The organism is Acinetobacter sp. ANC 4173 (genome assembly GCF_004331255.1).
Classification (GTDB): domain Bacteria; phylum Pseudomonadota; class Gammaproteobacteria; order Pseudomonadales; family Moraxellaceae; genus Acinetobacter.
Genome location: NZ_SJOF01000002.1, coordinates 141,792 through 161,616, shown reverse-complemented (window position 1 = coordinate 161,616; position 19,825 = coordinate 141,792). Strand labels below are relative to the sequence as shown.

At 39.4% G+C, this 19,825-nt stretch carries 21 protein-coding genes; 12 read left to right on the top strand and 9 right to left on the bottom strand.

What is annotated here, in order from left to right:
• Window positions 1-11 precede the first annotated feature (11 nt).
• From lptC to E0H94_RS03160, 6 genes are all read left to right on the top strand, one after another.
• The gene (gene lptC, locus E0H94_RS03185) at window positions 12-566 is read left to right on the top strand and encodes an LPS export ABC transporter periplasmic protein LptC (RefSeq protein ID WP_131325102.1); all 555 of its coding nucleotides are present in this window, start codon (window positions 12-14) and stop codon (window positions 564-566) included.
• Window positions 550-1,116 carry a lipopolysaccharide transport periplasmic protein LptA gene (lptA, locus tag E0H94_RS03180; RefSeq protein ID WP_131265185.1) on the top strand — a complete coding sequence of 189 codons (567 nt, stop codon included), beginning with the start codon at window positions 550-552 and terminating at the stop codon, window positions 1,114-1,116. Before lptC ends, lptA begins: the two co-directional genes overlap by 17 nt.
• Window positions 1,116-1,862, top strand: coding sequence for an LPS export ABC transporter ATP-binding protein (lptB, locus tag E0H94_RS03175; RefSeq protein WP_131265184.1), 747 nt, complete (start codon window positions 1,116-1,118; stop codon window positions 1,860-1,862). The genes lptA and lptB overlap by 1 nt, the downstream gene beginning before the upstream one ends.
• Before the next feature lie 125 nt (window positions 1,863-1,987).
• The gene (locus tag E0H94_RS03170) at window positions 1,988-2,584 is read left to right on the top strand and encodes an IMPACT family protein (RefSeq protein ID WP_131325101.1); all 597 of its coding nucleotides are present in this window, start codon (window positions 1,988-1,990) and stop codon (window positions 2,582-2,584) included.
• On the top strand, window positions 2,577-3,194 hold the full coding sequence (locus tag E0H94_RS03165) for a DapH/DapD/GlmU-related protein (RefSeq protein ID WP_131325100.1): 618 nt from the start codon (window positions 2,577-2,579) through the stop codon (window positions 3,192-3,194). The genes E0H94_RS03170 and E0H94_RS03165 overlap by 8 nt, the downstream gene beginning before the upstream one ends.
• Before the next feature lie 122 nt (window positions 3,195-3,316).
• Complete coding sequence (locus tag E0H94_RS03160; protein WP_131265181.1) at window positions 3,317-4,159, top strand: universal stress protein; 843 nt, start codon at window positions 3,317-3,319, stop codon at window positions 4,157-4,159.
• Between the two features lie 128 nt (window positions 4,160-4,287).
• Here E0H94_RS03160 and E0H94_RS03155 read toward each other — a convergent pair whose 3' ends face one another.
• From E0H94_RS03155 to fdxA, 3 genes are all read right to left on the bottom strand, one after another.
• Window positions 4,288-4,953, bottom strand: coding sequence for an O-methyltransferase (locus E0H94_RS03155; RefSeq protein WP_131325099.1), 666 nt, complete (start codon window positions 4,951-4,953; stop codon window positions 4,288-4,290).
• 128 nt (window positions 4,954-5,081) lie between these two features.
• Window positions 5,082-5,798, bottom strand: coding sequence for a D-Ala-D-Ala carboxypeptidase family metallohydrolase (locus E0H94_RS03150; RefSeq protein WP_131325098.1), 717 nt, complete (start codon window positions 5,796-5,798; stop codon window positions 5,082-5,084).
• A gap of 137 nt (window positions 5,799-5,935) precedes the next feature.
• Window positions 5,936-6,259 carry a ferredoxin FdxA gene (gene fdxA / locus E0H94_RS03145; protein ID WP_004938070.1) on the bottom strand — a complete coding sequence of 108 codons (324 nt, stop codon included), beginning with the start codon at window positions 6,257-6,259 and terminating at the stop codon, window positions 5,936-5,938.
• Between the two features lie 1,048 nt (window positions 6,260-7,307).
• Here fdxA and E0H94_RS03140 point away from each other — a divergent pair.
• Window positions 7,308-7,625 carry a hypothetical protein gene (locus E0H94_RS03140; RefSeq protein WP_227548535.1) on the top strand — a complete coding sequence of 106 codons (318 nt, stop codon included), beginning with the start codon at window positions 7,308-7,310 and terminating at the stop codon, window positions 7,623-7,625.
• A gap of 310 nt (window positions 7,626-7,935) precedes the next feature.
• Here E0H94_RS03140 and E0H94_RS03135 read toward each other — a convergent pair whose 3' ends face one another.
• A complete protein-coding gene (locus E0H94_RS03135) occupies window positions 7,936-9,426 on the bottom strand; it encodes a PLP-dependent aminotransferase family protein (protein WP_131325097.1) in 1,491 nt (496 codons plus the stop codon).
• A 116-nt stretch (window positions 9,427-9,542) separates the two neighbouring features.
• On the opposite strand from E0H94_RS03135, the gene E0H94_RS03130 reads away from it, so the two are divergent.
• Together E0H94_RS03130 and E0H94_RS03125 are read left to right on the top strand one after the other, a co-directional pair.
• Window positions 9,543-10,211, top strand: a complete 669-nt coding sequence (locus E0H94_RS03130) for an FMN-binding negative transcriptional regulator (protein WP_131325096.1) — start codon at window positions 9,543-9,545, stop codon at window positions 10,209-10,211.
• Window positions 10,199-10,792, top strand: a complete 594-nt coding sequence (locus E0H94_RS03125) for a GNAT family N-acetyltransferase (RefSeq protein ID WP_131325095.1) — start codon at window positions 10,199-10,201, stop codon at window positions 10,790-10,792. The genes E0H94_RS03130 and E0H94_RS03125 overlap by 13 nt, the downstream gene beginning before the upstream one ends.
• 58 nt (window positions 10,793-10,850) lie before the next feature.
• On the opposite strand, the gene mutS is transcribed toward E0H94_RS03125, so the two are convergent.
• The gene (mutS, locus tag E0H94_RS03120; RefSeq protein WP_131325094.1) at window positions 10,851-13,487 is read right to left on the bottom strand and encodes a DNA mismatch repair protein MutS; all 2,637 of its coding nucleotides are present in this window, start codon (window positions 13,485-13,487) and stop codon (window positions 10,851-10,853) included.
• A gap of 207 nt (window positions 13,488-13,694) precedes the next feature.
• Here mutS and E0H94_RS18445 point away from each other — a divergent pair, with 207 nt between their 5' ends.
• Both E0H94_RS18445 and E0H94_RS03115 read left to right on the top strand, forming a co-directional pair.
• Window positions 13,695-13,832, top strand: coding sequence for a hypothetical protein (locus E0H94_RS18445; protein ID WP_165495577.1), 138 nt, complete (start codon window positions 13,695-13,697; stop codon window positions 13,830-13,832).
• A 78-nt stretch (window positions 13,833-13,910) separates the two neighbouring features.
• On the top strand, window positions 13,911-14,537 hold the full coding sequence (locus E0H94_RS03115) for a hypothetical protein (protein WP_131325093.1): 627 nt from the start codon (window positions 13,911-13,913) through the stop codon (window positions 14,535-14,537).
• A gap of 74 nt (window positions 14,538-14,611) precedes the next feature.
• On the opposite strand, the gene E0H94_RS03110 is transcribed toward E0H94_RS03115, so the two are convergent.
• The 4 genes from E0H94_RS03110 to E0H94_RS03095 form a co-directional block, all read right to left on the bottom strand.
• On the bottom strand, window positions 14,612-15,205 hold the full coding sequence (locus tag E0H94_RS03110; RefSeq protein WP_131325092.1) for a LysE family translocator: 594 nt from the start codon (window positions 15,203-15,205) through the stop codon (window positions 14,612-14,614).
• 51 nt (window positions 15,206-15,256) lie between these two features.
• Window positions 15,257-16,090, bottom strand: coding sequence for an AraC family transcriptional regulator (locus tag E0H94_RS03105; RefSeq protein ID WP_131325091.1), 834 nt, complete (start codon window positions 16,088-16,090; stop codon window positions 15,257-15,259).
• A 126-nt stretch (window positions 16,091-16,216) separates the two neighbouring features.
• Window positions 16,217-17,578, bottom strand: coding sequence for an MATE family efflux transporter (locus E0H94_RS03100; protein WP_131325090.1), 1,362 nt, complete (start codon window positions 17,576-17,578; stop codon window positions 16,217-16,219).
• 51 nt (window positions 17,579-17,629) lie between these two features.
• Window positions 17,630-19,066 (bottom strand): efflux transporter outer membrane subunit, encoded by a 1,437-nt coding sequence (locus tag E0H94_RS03095; RefSeq protein ID WP_131325089.1) that lies wholly within the window; start codon window positions 19,064-19,066, stop codon window positions 17,630-17,632.
• A 128-nt stretch (window positions 19,067-19,194) separates the two neighbouring features.
• On the opposite strand from E0H94_RS03095, the gene E0H94_RS03090 reads away from it, so the two are divergent.
• Window positions 19,195-19,815, top strand: coding sequence for a TetR/AcrR family transcriptional regulator (locus E0H94_RS03090; protein ID WP_131325088.1), 621 nt, complete (start codon window positions 19,195-19,197; stop codon window positions 19,813-19,815).
• Window positions 19,816-19,825: the final 10 nt, after the last annotated feature.

Genomic DNA, 19,825 nt, shown 5'->3' with positions numbered 1-19,825 from the left:
GAACCACACTTATGGATACCAAAGTTTTATATATCACGGCGATTGCAATTGCTGCTGTAAGTGGTGGTTATTACTATTACAGTGGTAAAGGGAATAAATTAGAAACTGAATCTGCACGGAGTATGACCTATTCAGCAGAAAAAATTAATCTAACCCAAACCGATGATGCTGGGAATTTATATATTCGTGCTCAAATTGATCGACTTGAACAGGATATGCAAAAGCAAACCACTAAACTCGAGAACTTGAATGCTTCAATGTATAAAGATGGCGCTGTAAATGCGACTTTTTTTGCTAAGCAAGCCAACGGTTATGAAGACAACAAAAAAGTTGTTTTGTCTCAACAGGTTGTTGCTATCAAGTTGTTAGATCGAGGGCAGGGGAAAATGCAGTTTTTAACTGATGAGCTTACGGCATTCCCGCAAACCCGTGTAATAGAAACAAACCGTCAAGTGACTGTGCAATCTCCACAAGCAGAGTTTGTTAGTCAGGGATTGAAAGCCAATTTAAATGATGGTCAATACGAATTTTTTAATATTCGAGGAAAGTATGAACCAAAATCTTAAGTTTCAAGCTTATAAAGCTTTCCTTAAAAAAGCAGTTGTACTCAGTATCGGAATTATTGCAGCATCTTCTGCTTTTGCAATTCCTTCGGATCGTAATCAGCCAATTTCTTTGGTGGCAGACCGTGCGACCTTTAATGAAAAAACAGGGGTAACAACGTACTCTGGTAATGTCATCATTGAACAAGGCACCATGCGTTTACAGGCTAACTCGATTGTTGCCAATCTGAATCAGAAAAAAGAGATCAGTACAATCACAGCAACCGGTGGACCTGCACGTTTTCAGCAGCAATTAGATGCCAATAAAGGCCTAGCAAAAGGTCAAGCGCAGAAAATTGTTTATAACGCTGACACAGGTATTATTACCATGTCAGGCGGTGCAATGCTGGAGCAAAATGGTGCAAGTATCCGTGGTAATACTTTAAAATATAGTATGAACAAAGGCGATATTGAAGCGACGGGAACACCAAACAGCACGGGTTCATCGTCTGGTCGTGTGCAAATTGTTATTCCACCTTCAAGTGCTAAATCCTTCCCAGGAGCGCGTGATTAATGGATCAGGTTGAGACTGCGACACAAAAACTTTGTATTAAACATCTTGCAAAGAACTATAGTAAGCGTTGGGTGGTAAAAGATGTTTCCTTTAGTATGCACAGTGGACAGATTGTCGGTTTACTAGGTCCGAATGGCGCCGGTAAAACAACCAGTTTCTATATGGTGGTTGGACTGGTGCGTATGGACAAAGGCGAGATCCATCTGGATGATTTGGATATGTCCGACCTTGCTATGCATGAACGTGCGCGTAAAGGAATTGGTTATTTACCACAAGAAGCCTCTATTTTTAGAAAATTGACGATTTCTGAAAATATTATGGCAATTTTAGAAACTCGCAAAGATCTGAGTAAACAGCAGCGTCAACAGCGTTTGACTGAGCTATTGGCAGATTTTAAAATTACCCATATTAAAGATTCATTGGGTATGAGCGTTTCGGGTGGTGAGCGCCGTCGTGCTGAAATCGCACGTGCTTTAGCCGCAGATCCTAAATTTATGTTGTTAGATGAACCATTTGCAGGGGTCGATCCAATTTCTGTAAATGACATTAAAGACATTATCCGTACCCTCAAAGATCGTGGCATTGGAGTATTAATTACGGATCATAACGTGCGTGAAACATTGGCGATTTGTGAGCGTGCGTATATTGTCAGTGAGGGTGCAGTCATCGCTGAAGGGACACCACAAGAAATTTTAGAAAATGAAACAGTGCGTCAGGTATATTTGGGCGAAGATTTTACTGTCTAAAATACCAGAGATAGATGTATTTCAAAACTAACCTCCAGAACTATGGGGGTTTTTTATTCCCTTTGGTTTAAGTTGCTGATGGAAACACGTTACAATTATTCTATTCCTGTTAGTTATTTTTGAATATGTCTTTCACTATTGCAGCCCAAGTCAGTTATGAAGAAGAAATAAAGAAAAGTCGTTTTCAAGCCATTGCAGTTCCAGTAGAAAATGAGGCTGCGGTAAAAAGTTTTCTCGAAGAAAACAAAGATATCACCACGACCCATCAATGTTGGGCATGGAAGATTGGACATCAGGTTCGGTTTAATGATGATGGTGAGCCCTCTGGCACGGCTGGGCGCCCTATACTGGCAACCATAGAAGGGAATGAGCTTACTAATGTACTGGTGCTCGTGAACCGTTGGTATGGCGGGGTAAAGTTGGGTACAGGCGGTTTGGTACGTGCTTATGGTGGCAGTGCAGGACAATGTTTACTTTTAGCAGAGAAAATTGAATTAATTGAAAAGAAAATGGCACATTTTAGTTGTCAGTTTTCGGAGTGGTCGATCTTTCAATATGAAATGCAACATCAGGGAATTGACTTTCAAGAGCAATACACAGCAGATGGTGTTGTTGTCGAGTTACAGTTGCAAGTCCATCAAATTCCAGAATTAGCCGATAAGATTCGTGATGTTACACGTGGTCGTGAACAACTCAAGTTAGTGGAAGAGCAACATGACTGAACAAGATCCTTTACTTAAATATCGTGAACAGCATAAACACCGACTCAATTATATGCCTTGGCTTTACTGGACTTTAAAGCCGAAGCATCGCGCATGGGCGGAGCAATGGCAAAATGAATATCAACAATATTTAAGAGAAATGGAAACGGTTGAGATTGGAGAGAACTGCTTTATTTCGCCCTTGGCGCATATTTTTGCGGAGCGTGGACGGACCATCAAAATTGGAGACAATTGCTTTATTGCAGCGGATTGTACTTTGCATGGACCACTTGACATTGGCAATGAAGTCGCAATCAATCACCATTGTATTTTGGATGGTGGGCGAGTTGGGATTAAATTACATGATCAAGTACGCATAGCTGCTTATAGTCATTTATATGCTTTTGATCATGGGATGCAGCTAGACCAACCTATTTACCAGCAACCTGTGCGTTCACAAGGAATTGAAATTGGGCGTGATGTCTGGTTAGGTGCACATGTGGGCGTCAAGGACGGGGTGAAAATAGGAGATCATGCTATTGTTGGTATGCAAAGTGTGGTCACCAAAGATGTGAGTGAAAAAGAAATTGTGGCAGGTAACCCAGCACGCTTTATTCGTTACCGTGAATAGAATAATTGTATATTTTTCATCACTCTCGGTTACACAAAAGATGCCAACTCATGAATAGATGTGCTAAGTTTAGAGACAACAACTAGACCTATAGTCCCCAGAGACTAATTGAGAGGCGAACAATGAAACGGGTAATAGCGTGTATAGATTCTTCTCCCTGCATCAATGCTGTCGCAGAAGCAGCGGCTTGGATTGCAAAGCAAACACAACGCGAACTCGTGTTATTACAAGTGCTAGATTACTACCCCGCCAGTTACCATTTAGGTGAAATTAGCGGGGTAATCGGTTTTGAAAGTAATGCAATGTTACTGAAAGAGCTGGCAGAACTTGAACAAAAACAAAGTCAATTAGCACTAGATTATAGTAATAACCTACTCAATCATATTTCTGAGATGGTGAAAGAAAAATATGGCCTAGATGCAACGCATATTCAGGAGAAAGGTGACTTTCTAGAACAAAGTTTTCATGTGCTCAAAGAAGATGATATTGCAGTCATTGGTCGGGTGGGTGAGCGCTCTGCTGAGCGTAACAAACCGATTGGTGGCAATGTTGAAAACTTTATTCGTGGCGTCAACAGTACGGTACTGACAGTGGGTGAAAAATTTGTTCCACCTACACGGTTTATTTTTGCCTATGAATATTCACCGACCTGTATCAAGATGATGCACCGAATTGCGCAAAGTGATTTACTGCGTCTATTGCAATGTCATTTGCTTTACGTCGGAGATCATCCTGAAATTTTAAATGAACCATCACAGTTCTTAAGAGATGCGGGTTTAGATGTCGTGGTCGAATACCGTTATGGTGATGTTTCCGAAAACATCTTGGAATATCAGCGAGAACATGATATTAAATTAGTGGTCATGGGGGCATTTAGCCACAGTAAAATTCACCAATTCTTTTTAGGAAGTATTACCACCACAATATTTAGAAATTCAACAGTTCCACTCTTGGTTGCAAAATAAAGAATTTAGAATGGATGACGCAGATTTATAGTTATCCGCATTATATGTGGATAACTATATGGACAATGTTTATAAATACTTGTATTTTAAAATAAAAATGCAATAGAGTGTTTTTTGTGCTTTGTTCGCTATTTTACAATCGCAATTGCAAAACCATCATGCCCTTTGCTACCGACCGTCTGTAGTGCTGTACAAGATAATAATCTTGGGTGGTTTTGCAAGCGTGCAAAAGTTTCACGAATACCTTCAATACTTGGCTTGTGATTGTCAGGATTCACGATATCACCAGCACGAATCACATTATCTAACACAATAATGGTTCCTGAGTGAGACAAGTCTAAACTGAGTTCCAAGTATTCTGGATAGCTTTGTTTGTCGGCATCAATAAAAATAAAATCAAAAGGTTCAAAATCAGCGGGCAGGGCTTTAAGTACGTCTGCTGCACGTCCGACTTTCAGTTCAATGGTTTGTGGTAAATTGGCGCAGTCAATGTTTTCTTGACCCAGTGCGGCATGTGTATCACGTCCTTCAATGGTAAGAATATAACCATCTTCAGGCAGTGCGCGGGCTAACCACATGGTGCTGTATGCAGCAAAAGTGCCGAGTTCAAGGACACGTTTACATTGATTCATTTGAATGAGCATTTGTAACAGCATGCCTTGATTCGGAGCGACAGCTAGATGATCCGGAAAACCTTTTTGAGCCGTATTTTCAAGTGTTTGTAACAGAATTGGGTCTTCAGGAATTAAATGTGTATCGATAAAATTATCAATCTCTGACCACATTTCTTGCATAATCTTAGCGCCTAAATATCGAATCAGTGCATTTTAAACATTTCTAGACAGAGTTCAATTCTCTCTGAATATTAATCACTGAAAATAAAAAAACAGAGGTACGTAGACCTCTGTAGTGGGATTGGGGGTTAGTAATTACACATAGATGAGGAACGACTTAAATCTGGACCCCAAGTACGGTAGCCTTGAGTATCAATATGAATTTGTCCAGAAGCATACAAGCCTAAGCCCATATTCAGACTTTGACCGTATTGTTCCCAGAACTGACACAGCTTAAATTTGGTATTTTCAATAAAAGCGTAATCTTCTGGTTGTGGATATTCAGGGCCAATACGAAAGTCGATGGCTGAATTAAACAAGTGGCGTGAAGAGCTTGCACCACCCGCACATTGGTTTAGCGTTAAGTCGCGGTAAACGGACGTGACTTCAAAGTCAGTTAATACTTTCGATGCTACAAGATATTTAAAAACTTTTAATGTCGGCACCTGATTGGCCCATAATTCACGTGTCGGAATCATGTATTGAGAGCGTCCACATTTTTGCCAGTCGCGGGCAGTACGTAATAACTCAAAAGTTGGAATAATATTACCAACGTTATTTTTTTCTAGGAAAACTTCATATTCACGTACGCGTCGTAAGTTATCACTGGCAGCGACCCAACTGTTGTAGGTATACGGAATAATTTTAGGGGGAATTGGGCGTTCAATAATTACACGTTCTTGCGGAATAAAAATACGTTTTCCATGAGGTGTGCCTTGCCCGGATTTATAAGGAGATGAACTACATCCGATCATAACCAAAGGGATTATACTCAAGCTGAGCACACCCTTGAAAAAATGCTTCATGTATGAAAATCAAATGCTTAGAAATATAGCTGCTTATTTTAATCGAAAAGGGTTATATAAATTTGGAAATTTTGCAATCAAATGTGTGTTTTTGGTATAAAAAAAAGATCAGCAACTGCTGATCTTTTTTTAATGGCTTATTTTTCAAGATATTGTAACTTGTCTGCTTTACCATTCCATTCTTCACGGTCAGCAGGTTGGTCACCAATTTGAGTAATGTTTGGCCATTTTTGCGCAAGTTCTGCATTCAGTTCGATAAATACTTCTTGACCCTCTGGCAGTTCATCCTCAGAGAAAATTGCATTTGCAGGGCATTCTGGTTCGCACAGTGCACAGTCAATACATTCGTCTGGGTTAATCACCAAGAAGTTAGGACCTTCGTAGAAACAGTCAACAGGGCAAACTTCTACACAGTCTTGATATTTACATTTAATACAGTTTTCAGTGACAACAAAGGTCATGGCGACAGCTACCTAAAAATATGGTTTTAATTACTCATGCAGTATTTTAGGCAAAAATGAGGATAACTAACAATTGCTTTTATTGATATTTGTTATTTAAATGCGTGACATAAGGCTATATTGATGAAATTTATTAACTTTTAACCCTATTTTTACACCCAATTTATAGAAAAAATACAGCATTAAGAAATCATATAAGACAATGATTTAAAATAGAATTTTGCAGGTGTAACTTACATCACATCTGTAAGCGGAAGTATAATTCCGATATGAACATCATTTCAGGAAATTTTGTGCCTAGATGCATAAACTTCAGGCATTTTCCTGTGGTATGACCCCTAAATTGCGATGCAGACTTGCCAGCTTTCTTTTATATAAATATCGAAAGCGCTCGAACCTCATGGAAAGTAGGAATTTATAGGCTCTTTAAATCTGGCTCAGCATTCGACTTTTTGACAGCAGTTAGAAACTGCTGTGATAAATTTTGACTATCCATTTGGGTTCAATGTTGCTTCTTAATTGTTAAAGTTTGTCCTTCACTTTGTGGTGCTCGGTGAATCATGAACCGACTTAAAATATGATGTTTGTATTGGTCTAAAATTTTTTGTAATTCGGTATCCACTAAGATTTTCATGGCTATACGGATGAGTGAGTAGAATCTCATTCCTCTATAACTTGAGGGCAGTTTGAGTAAAAAAACGAGTAACAGCCAACATATTTCAATTAATTTGTAAAAAAACACACTTATTTCATAAAAATGATACATTCAGCAATAGATATCAAAAAAATGTTGATTATTATAGCTTTTTTAAAATATTGGGGATTTCATTATGCGTAAATTTTTTTTTTATCCTTTTTTATCCTAACTTCAGTTATTACTAACAATACCTATGCATCTGAAGATCAAATTTCTTCTTTAATTTTAAAAGTTAATGCTAAATTAAACAATAATGCCGACATTGACTTAATAGAGAATAAATTGCTCGGCCGCGCTAGCTGGAAAATAAAATGTCAATACAAAGTATTTGAAGACACGAAAGCCTGTGTTATGAGTAAAGGACCTATTTCTATTTTGCATGTTAATCATCAATATATTGTTAATATTGGTGAAAAGCATTTAAAAGATAATCCAGCTTTTATTCATATAGATAACCAAGACATCCTCCAAGAGCGTGAAGGATTATTTAGAAATGGTTCCGAACTGATTAAACAATTTAAAGGTGGGAATTATGCTTTCACACGATTCCAGAATAATAAAAAACAACTGATTGAGAATAAAATTTCACTGGATGGCTTTACTGATGCATTTAACGATATGGAAGCACAATTTTCAAAACTAGGTAATGATAGAAATTATAACTTCTAATAATTATGGCGTTACGGAGTATTTATGAATGATTGTATTTCACTAGATACTCCGTAGAGCTTCAACTTTGTATTGTATCCAAAACCACTGACTAACATGGTTCGCTATAAAAAGATTCGTCAAATTTAAGTACATCTTCGAGGTGTAAATAGAGCCATGATTTCATTTCTGAATGAGTGAATCTTTTATTTGTTGTTTAGAAATGCCTCGATATGTCATGAAAAATAGTAATTCATTCTAATAAAACCTCTTATTTAATTTAAGAATGTCTATAGTGCTCAACCTGTGATCTGATTTAATGGAGTCAATTTCAGTTTCTTAAGGTGTTATGGTGGTGAATGATTTTTGCAAGCTTAGTTATGGCTTGCTCCATTTGTTGAATATCAAAGTCTCCCAATCCGAGAATAAGTCCAGAACGTTTCGTTTGATTTGAATAAGTAGGTGAAACGGCTTTAATGGATATCCCTGCCTCAAGTGCTGATTGGGCAATAGCGCGGTCATCTAAATGATCCGCTAACCATAGCAACATATGCATACCTTGATCGCCCGATTGTAAAAAACCAAGGTGTTTGGGAATGTGGTGTTCTACCATATTGATTAATTGCAGACGATTTTCAGCATAAACTTTCCGTATCCGTCGAATATGTTGCTCTAAATGACCTTCTTGAATAAAGGCTGCCAATACGTGTTGATCGGCTGAAGGTGGATGGCGGTCAATCAATGCTCTTAGCCCACAAAACGGGGCAACCAGTTTTTTTGGCAGAATGGCATAACCTAAACGTAATGATGGAAACAGGACTTTGCTGAACGTACCTAAATATATAACCTGATCCGATGCCAGGCCTTGTAGTGCAGGAAATGGTAGACCGCTGTAGCGAAGTTCGCTGTCGTAATCATCTTCGATTATCCAAGCATTCTGTTGTTTTGCCCATGCGAGTAATGCAGTTCGTCTCGCTAAGCTCATGGGCATACCGATCGGGTATTGATGCGAAGGAGTGACAAATGCAGCACGGGCATTTTCCGCAAGTGTACGACCTGTATTGACCTGAATGCCTTCTTCATCTACAGGTACACGTATGATTTTTAAATGATGTAATGAATGCTCAAGTATGGCTGTCGTTCCGCGATAAGCAGGATCTTCAACCCAAACGGTATCATTGGCATCGAATAAAATTTGACTGCAAATATAAAGTGCTTGTTGGATTCCGCTAGTAATTACAACTTGTTCAGGATCACAATGCACAGAACGCGAGCGCCGAACATAATCGGCAATAGCAAGGCGTAAAGACAATATACCTTGCGGATCATCATAACCTGAGGGTGCTGCAATGCCTCGAGCACGGTATTGATTGCCATACTTTCGCCACATGTCATTCGGTTGAGTACGACCTGTGGGCACAGAAACGGCAAAAGGTCGATGGGGTAAAGGTTTAAATTCTTTAAGTATTTCTGCAAATGCTTGTGCGGCTGATGTAAGCGCGATGTCGGTTTCTTGTTTTTCTCTTTTTAACGTCTCTGTAGTCGAATGATTTAAAGTTTGTGAAATAAAAGTCCCTTTTCGGGCATGAGATTCAAATACACCTTCTGCGATAAGTTGCTCATAAGCTTCAATCACGGTACCTCGTGCAACATTTAATGTTTGTGCTAGCTCACGAGAAGAGGGTAAAGCATCACCAGATTGTAAATCACCCTGTTGAACGGCTGCTCTAAAAATATGAATGAGTTGAGTACTGATTTGCCCATTGGCCTTGTTTAGTTTTGTCATAGAGGGAAGGTCTATGACTTTTGTCATTCTTGCCATAATTCTGGTCTACTAAAATTTAGATAAACTGGTTCTTTTTTATAATCCAATTAAAACTGACAATTTACAACAGGAAATACAGACTGAGATTAGGAACATAATAGGAGCCATCGACCATGTACGTCCCCGCAGAATTTGAAGAAACCGACATAGAAATCATGCATGAACTTATACAACAATATCCTTTAGGAATTTTGCTGACGCATGGGCAATGTGGTTTAGATGCGAATCATCTGCCTTTTGAACTTGATACTGAGGTGACTGAATTGGGTGTACTGCATGCACATGTAGCAAGGAAAAATCCAGTTTGGCAAGATGTTCAAGATGGTGATGAAGTGTTGGTGGTGTTTCGAGCAGGTGATGCCTATATTTCGCCACAATGGTATCCGAGTAAACAAGAGCATCACCAGCAAGTACCGACTTGGAATTATCGAGTGATTCATGCGCATGGCAAGGTCAAAATACGTGATGATGAGCGTTATGTACGTGGAGTGGTGGCACGTTTAACCCGTACCCATGAAGCCAAGCAAGCTGAACCATGGAAAATGTCGGATGCGCCAAAAAGTTATATCGAGCCAATGTTAAAAGCCATTGTGGGGATAGAGATTGAAATTACCAAAATTCAGGGCAAATCCAAATTGGGGCAGAACAAAGAGCATCGAGATATAGTTGGCGTCGCAAATGCATTATCTGATACAGGCAAGCAGGAGATAAGTGAAGCAATGCATAAGATGGCAGCATCTAAGAAATTAGCTTTAGAGGTAGATGAAACATGCCGTGGTTAAAGCCAGTCACCCTAGTGGGTAAAAACATTAAATTGGAACCCTTAAGTTTAGAGCATGAGTTAGCACTGAGAGACGCTGTGTGTGATGGTGAACTCTGGAAGCTTTGGTATACCTTTATTCCTCAGCCTGAACTTATGCATAATGAAATACAAAGACGACTTGAATTGCAGTACAAGGGAAGTATGTTGCCCTTTGTGGTGATTGAACAGTCTAGTGGTCAGATCCTTGGCATGACCAGTTATATGAACGTGGTTGCTGAACATCGTCGTGTGGAAATTGGTTCAACTTGGTATCGACAGTCTGTGCAGCGGAGTGCTGTGAATACAGAGGCGAAGCAATTACTGCTTACGCATGCATTTGACGTATTAAACTGTATTGCTGTTGAGTTTAGAACATCGTCCTTTAATTTGAAAAGTCGTGCTGCAATTGAACGCTTAGGGGCGAAATTAGATGGCGTGTTAAGAAGCCATCAAATAGTACAGGATGATATTTTACGTGATACCTATGTATACAGTATTTTGAAAAATGAATGGCCCGCTGTACAGCAAAATTTAGCATGGAAACTTGATCAATCTCGATGAGTGAAGTGATGCTCAAAATGAAAAGGTCGGTGATATTCAACCGACCTTTTTTTAAAGCTTAACTTTCTAATTGTTCTTTCAGTTGATACAAATGCTGTAAAGCTTCACGTGGGGTTAGGTTGTCGACATCTAACGCTTTTAAAATTTCCAGAGCAGGAGATACTTTTTCCACTTCAACCACACGTTCAATAATATTAGGCTCCGCTTGCACGGCAGGTGCAAATAAATCACGTTGCACCGCCGTATTGACATGCTGTTGCTGTTGGCGTTCTAAAATTTTTAAACGGTTTTGTGCTTCTTTAATCACATTGGCAGGAATACCCGCTAATTTTGCGACTTGTAGACCATGACTCTGACTGGCAGGACCTTGTTGTACTTTATGCAGCAAAATCAAATTGCCATTCAGTTCTTTGGCACTGACATGATAATTGTAAATACCCGATTCTTTACTCAGTTCAGTCAGTTCAAAATAATGGGTGGCAAACAGACATAGACATTTCACGCGTTTACTCAGGTCTAAAACACAAGCCCAAGCCAGTGATAAACCGTCATAGGTACTGGTTCCACGACCCACTTCATCCATGAGCACCAAGGATTGGTTGGTGGCATGATGCAGAATTTGCGAAGTTTCGGTCATCTCCACCATAAAGGTCGATTTGCCTGTTGATAAATCATCGGCAGAACCAATACGGGTAAAAATACGGTCAATTGGACCTAATATGGCTGATTGTGCAGGGACAAAACTACCACAATAAGCCAGTAAACTAATGAGCGCGGTTTGACGCATAAAGGTCGATTTACCGCCCATATTTGGACCCGTAATAATCGCCATGCGATGTGCATAATCCAAATGTGTGTCATTTGGGGTAAATGCAGTTTTATTTAATGCCTCTACCACGGGATGACGACCTGCCATAATCTTGATGCCAGTTTCTGGGCTAAATTCGGGTCGAGACCAGTTTCTTAAACGGGCTTGATGTGCAAAGTTACTGAGTAAATCAATTTGAGCGATGGCGGCACTCATGACTTGTAAATTTGCAATATCTTGACGTAGCTCTTCCAATAGCATTTCGAACAGCATTTTCTCGCGTGCTAATGCACGAGATTCACTGGATAACACTTTATCTTCAAAACTTTTCAATTCTGGTGTGATATAGCGTTCGGCATTTTTGAGGGTTTGACGACGAATATAGTGTTCGGGTGCCTGTTCGGCCTGAGCACGCGTCAGTTCGATGTAATAGCCACTGACACGATTATAGCCAATTTTTAGGGTAGGAATCCCAGATTGTTCACGTTCTTTAATTTCTAGATCGATCAGGAACTGCCCAGCATGGTCACGAATTTTGCGTAATTCATCCAGTTCACTGTCAAAACCTTCCGCTATAACATTGCCATCACGTAACAGTACAGGTGGATTTTCTACGATTGCGGCAAGGAGGCGCTGGTATAAACCATTAAAATCACCTAATTCCTCATTTAATTGTTGAACCAGTTTAGATTGTTGGCTGACAACAATTGGGTTTAAGGCATGGCGTAAAAATGGAAGTTGAGCGCTCGCTTGGCGTAATTGTACTAGGTCACGTGGACGAGCACTGCCAAGAGCCACACGGCTTAGCACGCGTTCAATATCACCAATTTCTTTCAGGACTAAGCGAATAGGAGATTCATGATAGCCATCAATAAAAGCCTGAATGGCGTCAAGACGTGCATCAAGTAGAGCAGTATCCCGCAGCGGTTGCATGAGGGTACGGCTTAATAACCGACTTCCCATAGCGGTCTGGCAGTCATTGATGAGTTGAAATAATGACGTCCCATGTTCGAATAACGGATCCACAATTTCTAAGTTGCGGCGTGTTACAGGGTCGAGCGCTATAAAGTCGCTGCTTTGTTCTAGCTGAATACTGCGGATATGCGGTAATGCGGTTTTTTGCGTGTCTTTGGCATAATGAATCAGCGCGGCAGCAGCAGCTTTTGCCAAAGGTAGATGATCAATCCCAAAACCAGAAAGTGTTGAAACGCCAAGCTGATCACATAAGGTTTTTTGTGCATTATTTAAATTAAAGTCAACATTGGGACGCTTAGTTACAGGACAGTCGAGTTGTTTTTTAACGTGTTCTAAAATATTGGGGTCCACAATATCTTCATCGACCAGAATTTCACTTGGCATAAGACGTGCCAGTTCGATGCTCAATTGTTCTAGCTTGAAATCTTGTTGTTGAACTTTGAAAATGCCTGCACTTAAGTCAAGTAGGGCAATACCAATTTGGTTTTGTTGTAAGCACAGTGCGACTAAATTAGAAGATTGATGACTATTGAGTAAGGCATCATCTGTAAGCGTACCAGGGGTGAGAATACGCACAACACCACGTTCAACAGGGGCTTTACCTGTAACTTCACCAATTTGCTCGCAAATTACGACAGTTTCGCCTTTTTTGACTAGACGTGCGAGATAACCTTCTGCGGCATGAAAGGGCACGCCAGCCATTGGGATTGGATTGCCATTGGTTTTACCACGGTGGGTAAGCGTAATGCCGAGCAGTTTGGCTGCTTTATGTGCATCATCAAAAAAAAGTTCGTAGAAATCGCCCATACGATAAAACATTAAGGCATGAGGATGCTGCATTTTGACTTTTAAGTACTGTTGCATCATAGGGGTATGTGAATCAATATTGGCTATGATGTCTTGCAAGCTCATGTATATGAAATCCTTAAGTTTCAATAGTATAAAATATAGGTTAAATTTTAGAATCTACAAAAATGATGCTTTGTAGATTCTATTATAAGTAGAAAAAAGACCATCTATAAACATGTAAAAGATCTTGGAGGAGTGAGCGAGTGATTTCTCTACCGACTCAAGTGGCTATGGTAGCAAATTCAGGTCAATGAACAAAAGATAAATGAAATGTTGGAAAAGGTTGAAACTAAAAAAGTTGCTTTATCTGCGCGCGCAATTGACAACATGAAAGTGGGTGATAAAGATAAAACCGATGTGGGTGAACATTCAGGTTTGAGGGTAAGCTGTGGTAAGACAGGGGGTTAAAAGTTTTAAATATAAATATCGTACCCTATAGATAATTCGCTTAAAACGATCACTCTTGGTCATTATCCAGCACTATCTTTGGCTGAGGCTAGGGTAGAGCTTCAAAAGTTAAAATTATTGCGTGCGCAGGGTGTATGTCCAATTACGCAACGAAAAAACTCTAAAGTTAAAGAAAAGATACGACAAGTGGTTACATCGGAGGTGTTGTCTGTCAAAAATGTTGTTGATTTATATTTAGAGAATGTAATTGAAGATAAGCATCTTTTTGATGAAAAAAGTAAGAAAAAGAAAATAGTTAAAGGCAGTAGAGCAATCAAAGGACAAATTGAAGCTAGACATACCTTATATGTTGATGTGGTAAGTTCTATTGGTGAAAAAGCTGCGGTAGAAATCACACGTAAAGATGTAGTGAGTCTGATTAAGGGAATTATTGATCGTGGAGCCCAAGTTCAAGCTGGAAAAGTACTATCTGAACTCACAGCTGCTTATGAGTATTGTATTGGTTTGGATTATTTCCCAGATACTTTTGCGAATCCTGGCTTACTTGCAAAGTCTAGTTTGAAGCAAACCAGAATTAAATTAACCGCTAATAAGCGACAGCGTGTGCTGAGTGAATTCGAAACTAAAGCTTTGCCATTACTCAATCCAGAACATATCTCACTCTCGACCATGGAGCTGTCCGAAGATGAGCAAGACGACCAATAGTTTGAATAACAGTAAATTACATAGCTGAATAATAACTTTCAAACAGCCTTATACAATAATGTAATTTAAGAGTTTTAAATATTTCCCCATACTGAAATTAGGAGAAGTATGGACATCATTTTATTAGAAATATTCATATGCTTTGGTTTTGAAAATAATCGGTTGCTTAACCTGCCAGCTAAGGCCCAGATGTAAAGACAAGGAATAGCGATAATAAAAAAAATGAAGGATAAAATGGAGACATTTACCCAAATATCTTGCCCTTGCTTTGTGTAAACACTAATTACAGCAAAAGCCATCATCCATGTTTTAGGATTAACTGCCTGCATAAAAAATCCAGCAAGGAAACCAATCGGATCTTTTCTGTTGTCTTGTTCGGAAGGGATTATAGGGTTGTAGTTATATAATTTCCAAGCCAACGAGGTGAGCCAGATTAAACCAATCAATGTCATTATTTTTTGAATAATTGGGTAAGCCAGAAGAGTTGAACCCAGTCCAATGCCAATGATGAGCACAAGTAAGGCAGCTCCGATGCAAGAACCTAAAATGACAGGAAGTGTTTTAGAAAGTTTATGACGGCTGTTTAAACTTAAAATTATAAAATTGGTTGGGCCGGGAGTAATTGAGGCAACAATAGCAAATAATGAAAATGCAGTGAGGTTTTCCATCTTGTCTACTTGAGTTAATTGGGGGTATACAAGATGAAAGAATTAAGATTTTTAATCTTGAAGATTTGTGCAGATTTTTCTATAGGCTGCGGGTGTTAAACCATAGCAACGTTTGAACCAGCGACTTAAATGACTTTGGTCTGCAAAACATAAATCTGAAGCAACTTGTGCGGGAGTAATGCTTCTGGCGAGTAAATCACGTGCTCGAGTAAGTCTGAGTTGAATCAGATATTGATGAGGGGCCAAATGAAATGTTGCTTTAAAAATGCGATGAATATGGTATCGGTCTAAACCAGTCATCTGAGAGATATCTTGGAGTCCGATATCTTCAAATAGATGATCATGCAAAATATCTCGAATTTGATATGCAATTCGAGGCGTATGAGCAACAGATGATTGGTGAGCTTTTTTTAACCATTTTCCTTGTGAGATATACTGAATAAGTAGGTCTAGACTATTATCTTTCACAATATTCATTTCTTTATAGTGCAAATGTTGAAACGCTTGAGACGTAATAATAGCGAGCTGGTCATCTGATTTTAATGGTGCATCAATCACTAACTCGTAGTGATCAGGACTATTATGAAATAAACCTTGGATGCGTTGTTTTAACCAGTCTGGATGTAGGTATAGCATTTGATAGGTAAACCCATCAGATGCAGGAGCATGTCCATCATGAATTTCTTCAGGTTCAAGCATAAACACTTGCCCAGCATGACTATTGATTTGTTTTTTACGACAGTGAAATTGTTGAATGCCAGATTCGGTTACACCAATTAAATAACTTGAATGCCAGTGTGGGTCATAGGCATGGCCAGTAAAATGGGCACGGATAGTTTCAATACCTGTGTTGGTATCTTTTGAAATATCCACCCAATTACCCATAAGAATCCAACCAGAAATTTTTAAGTTTAGCCCTTAGAACGGTACAAAAGAGCTAAGTACAGTTCTAGAAGATTTGTGCAAAATCTTTAGAAGGTCTAATAATCCTCTTTAAAACTGAATGCGACTTCATCTAGGTATAAAATTTGCCAAGCAGGATACTAAACCAAATATCAAAGCACTGACTCCAATAATTTGAAAGAAGGTTGATAAACTTGCATTAAAATATAAGACAGAGATACTTCCAATAACAGCAGCAATGATCATTCTGATCGTACCTGCTAAAAGAGGACCTAATAATCGTTTTGAACCTTGGCCTGCAAAATAAAGTGCCATACCAATACCTATCGCACCATAAAAAGGTGCAACATGCTGCAAGTAATTTGTTCCAGTCTGAAGAACAGATGGATCATGACTAAAAAAACCAAGCCAAATGGAAGGAAAAATACTAAAGACAAGTCCTATTGAACCAGTAATAAGAAACGTAATGAAAACCCCGATCCATGTTATGCGGCGTGCTCTTTGAAATTGTCCAGCTCCATAATTAATACCAACCATGGTCATAATTGCTGAACCGATACCGAACATAAGTGGAACTTGTATGTAGTCTAATCGGGACGCAATACCGTACCCGGCAATTGCATCCGACCCAAATTGACCAACTAAGGTAGTTATGAGGACAACAGTTAAATTGAGTTGAATTATTCCAATAGCGGATAGTGAACCAATACCAAGAATATCTTTGAAGAACTTAAAATTGATGGGTTTGATCGATAATTTGATAATACTATGCGTTGTTCGCATGTGCTTAATTAGGCATATGATGGCAAAAATATAATAACTTAATACAGCGAGTCCAGCTCCAGCCACGCCAAATGAAGGAATGAATCCCCAGCCAAAAATGAAAATAGGTGATAGAGGTAAAAGTAGTACGCCACCTAGAAGTGTTATGCGAGCTGGGGTTTTTGTATCACCTGCACCGCGTAAAGCTGCTGAGAGTAAGGCTACAGCCCATATGAGAGGTGAACCAATAAAAATAATATTGGAATATGTTAGAGCAGCATTCAAAGCTAAGCCCGTAACCCCCATTAAGTGGTAGATCATGGGTGCAGCGCTGAGCATAACAATACTAAAAATTCCTCCCAAAAGGCCAGCAAGAATGACACCATGCCAGACAAGGGAGTGGACATCTTCTGATTGACCTGCTCCAGAAGCTCGAGCAATTGCTGAGGCTAAACCTCCACCAAACCCGCCATTTGCTAGCATTTGCATGAGCATAAGAATGGGGAACACAACGGCTACACCCGCCATTACATCAGTTCCAAGAGAACTGACAAAATATGTCTCTAGTAATCCAATTAATGTTTGTACGAGTAGAACAGCTATGGTTGGTAACGCTAGTTTCAGCATTACTTGGGTAATTGGGCCGTTTAAGATGGCATGATTTAAATCGCGTGTACTTAATGACTGGCGTACGGATTGTTCTCGCATAACAGATTCTCGTTTTATGAATTACGTGCCTACCACTGCAATAGGGTTGTCTTAAAACTTTTGAGGTTGCCAGCCGCCACCTAGTGATTTGTAAACTGCTACAGCAGCAAGGGCTGAATCGGTTTGTGCTTGAAGTTTTCTATCTGAAAATTGCAAAGCACTTGAATCTGCTTCTAATACTTCTATTCGACTGTTAATGCCTTTCTGGTAGGCAATTAAAGCGATTTTCTGTGCATGCTTTAATGCATTTTCTCCATCTTGGAGAGCCATTAACTGTTCTTGTCGTTTGGACAAAGTTGATAATGAGTTTTCTACATCTTCAGCTGCATGTAAGACGGCTAATTGGTAGGCTGCGAGCTTTTCAGCTTCTTGTCCCTTAGCTAAGCGAATTTCTGCATTAATTCGACCAAAATCAAATAAGCGCCAACGCAAGCCTAATAAGCCAGCAGCCTGATTTGCACCACTTGAAAATAAGTTTCCACTTGCTGTGGTTGCACTACCTATCAAACCGCCTAAAGACACCTTTGGGTAATATTCTGCAATCGCACTGCCAATGCGTGCATTTGAAGCTACCAGTTGTCTTTCAGCCATGATGAGATCTGGTCGTCTACGTAAAAGATCACGAGGTGTTCCAGTTTCTGTAATCTGAGGAATAACCGGAATTGGTTTTACTTCTGCTAGTTCTGCTCGGTGAGTTCCTGGTACGGTTCCAAGCATGACATCGAGAGCATTCATGGCAATGTCTAGATTCATTCCAAGAGCAGGAACAACAGCTTGAACTTGGGCGACATTCGCTTTAGCTTGTTTGACCTGAAATTCGGAAGCTAATCCTTTGCTGTATAAAAGATTAATCGTTGAAAGGAGTTGCTGTTGGGTTTGTAATTGTTGATGGGCAATGTCTAATCGAGATTGCAAGCCGCGAATATTAATGTAGATATTGGCAGTTTGAGCTGCGACCATTAAACGGACGGCTGAGGCTCCTGCGTTTGAAGATTGGTAATTTGCAAGAGCAGTTTCACGATCTCTGCGAAGGCCTCCAAAAATATCTAACTCCCAAGTTGCACTTAAATTTGCGTCATAAGAATTACCATGTCGGTCAAAATCTGGCATTGAATTTAAAACTTGCCCCAACGGTGTTTCAACAGATTGGTAAACTTTTGCTGCTTGTGCACCAACAGTACCTATTGGGCGTAAAGAGGCATTAGCTGCCGATAATCCGGCCTGAGCTTGAGTCACTCGAGTATATGCTTGGGTCAGATCAAGATTTTGTTTTAATGCTAATGTGACATATCGAGTAAGTTGAGGATCGTTAAAACTTTGCCACCATACGGCAATATCTGCTTTGCTATGGTCATTTGATGAGTTTAAGGGTGTGCCAAGGTATTGCTCGGGTAGAGATATATTCGGGCGTTTATAATTAGGACCTACGGTACACGCAGTAAGAGCACTTACGATGATGGGTAGGAGAACGATAGATCTAGATAACATATTTCCCCCGAGACGAGATTTTGAACAATAATTTAATTGTGACTATAATACAAATTGGTCACTAGTTGTCAATATCATTTCGCAAGAGTTAAACTGCCACTTCCAGATAAAGGTTTAAATTGAAAAATATGAGTAAAGAAAAAAGTAGTTATCCTGTTTCGAAGCGAGGACCAGAAGATCATGATGTAAGAGATCAAATCCTGAGTGCCGCTACAGAGCATTTCAGCCGCTATGGTTATGAGAAAACTACAGTTTCTGATCTTGCAAAATCTATAGGTTTCTCTAAAGCTTATATTTATAAATTTTTTGAATCTAAACAGGCAATTGGCGAAATGATATGTGCCAATTGTTTACGTGAAATCGAAGATGAAGTTAATACAGCTATTAATGAAGCTGAATATCCAGCTGAAAAATTAAGAGTGTTATTTAAAGTAATTGTTGAAGCAAGCCTTCGTTTATTTTCTCAAGAACGTAAGCTTTATGAAATTGCTGTTTCTGCTGCTTCTGAGAAATGGGACGCTACAATCGCTTATGAAAATCGAATTCTTAAAGTAGTACAAAACATTATTCAAGAAGGTCGCCAATCAGGTGATTTTGAAAGAAAAACTCCAATTGATGAAGCAGTTAAGGCTATTTATTTAGTCATGAGACCTTATCTACACCCACTACTTTTACAACATAGTATTTCATATAACACGGATGCTCCAGTCTTGCTTTCTAGTCTTGTACTGAGAAGTTTATCGCCATAATAGATTTGTG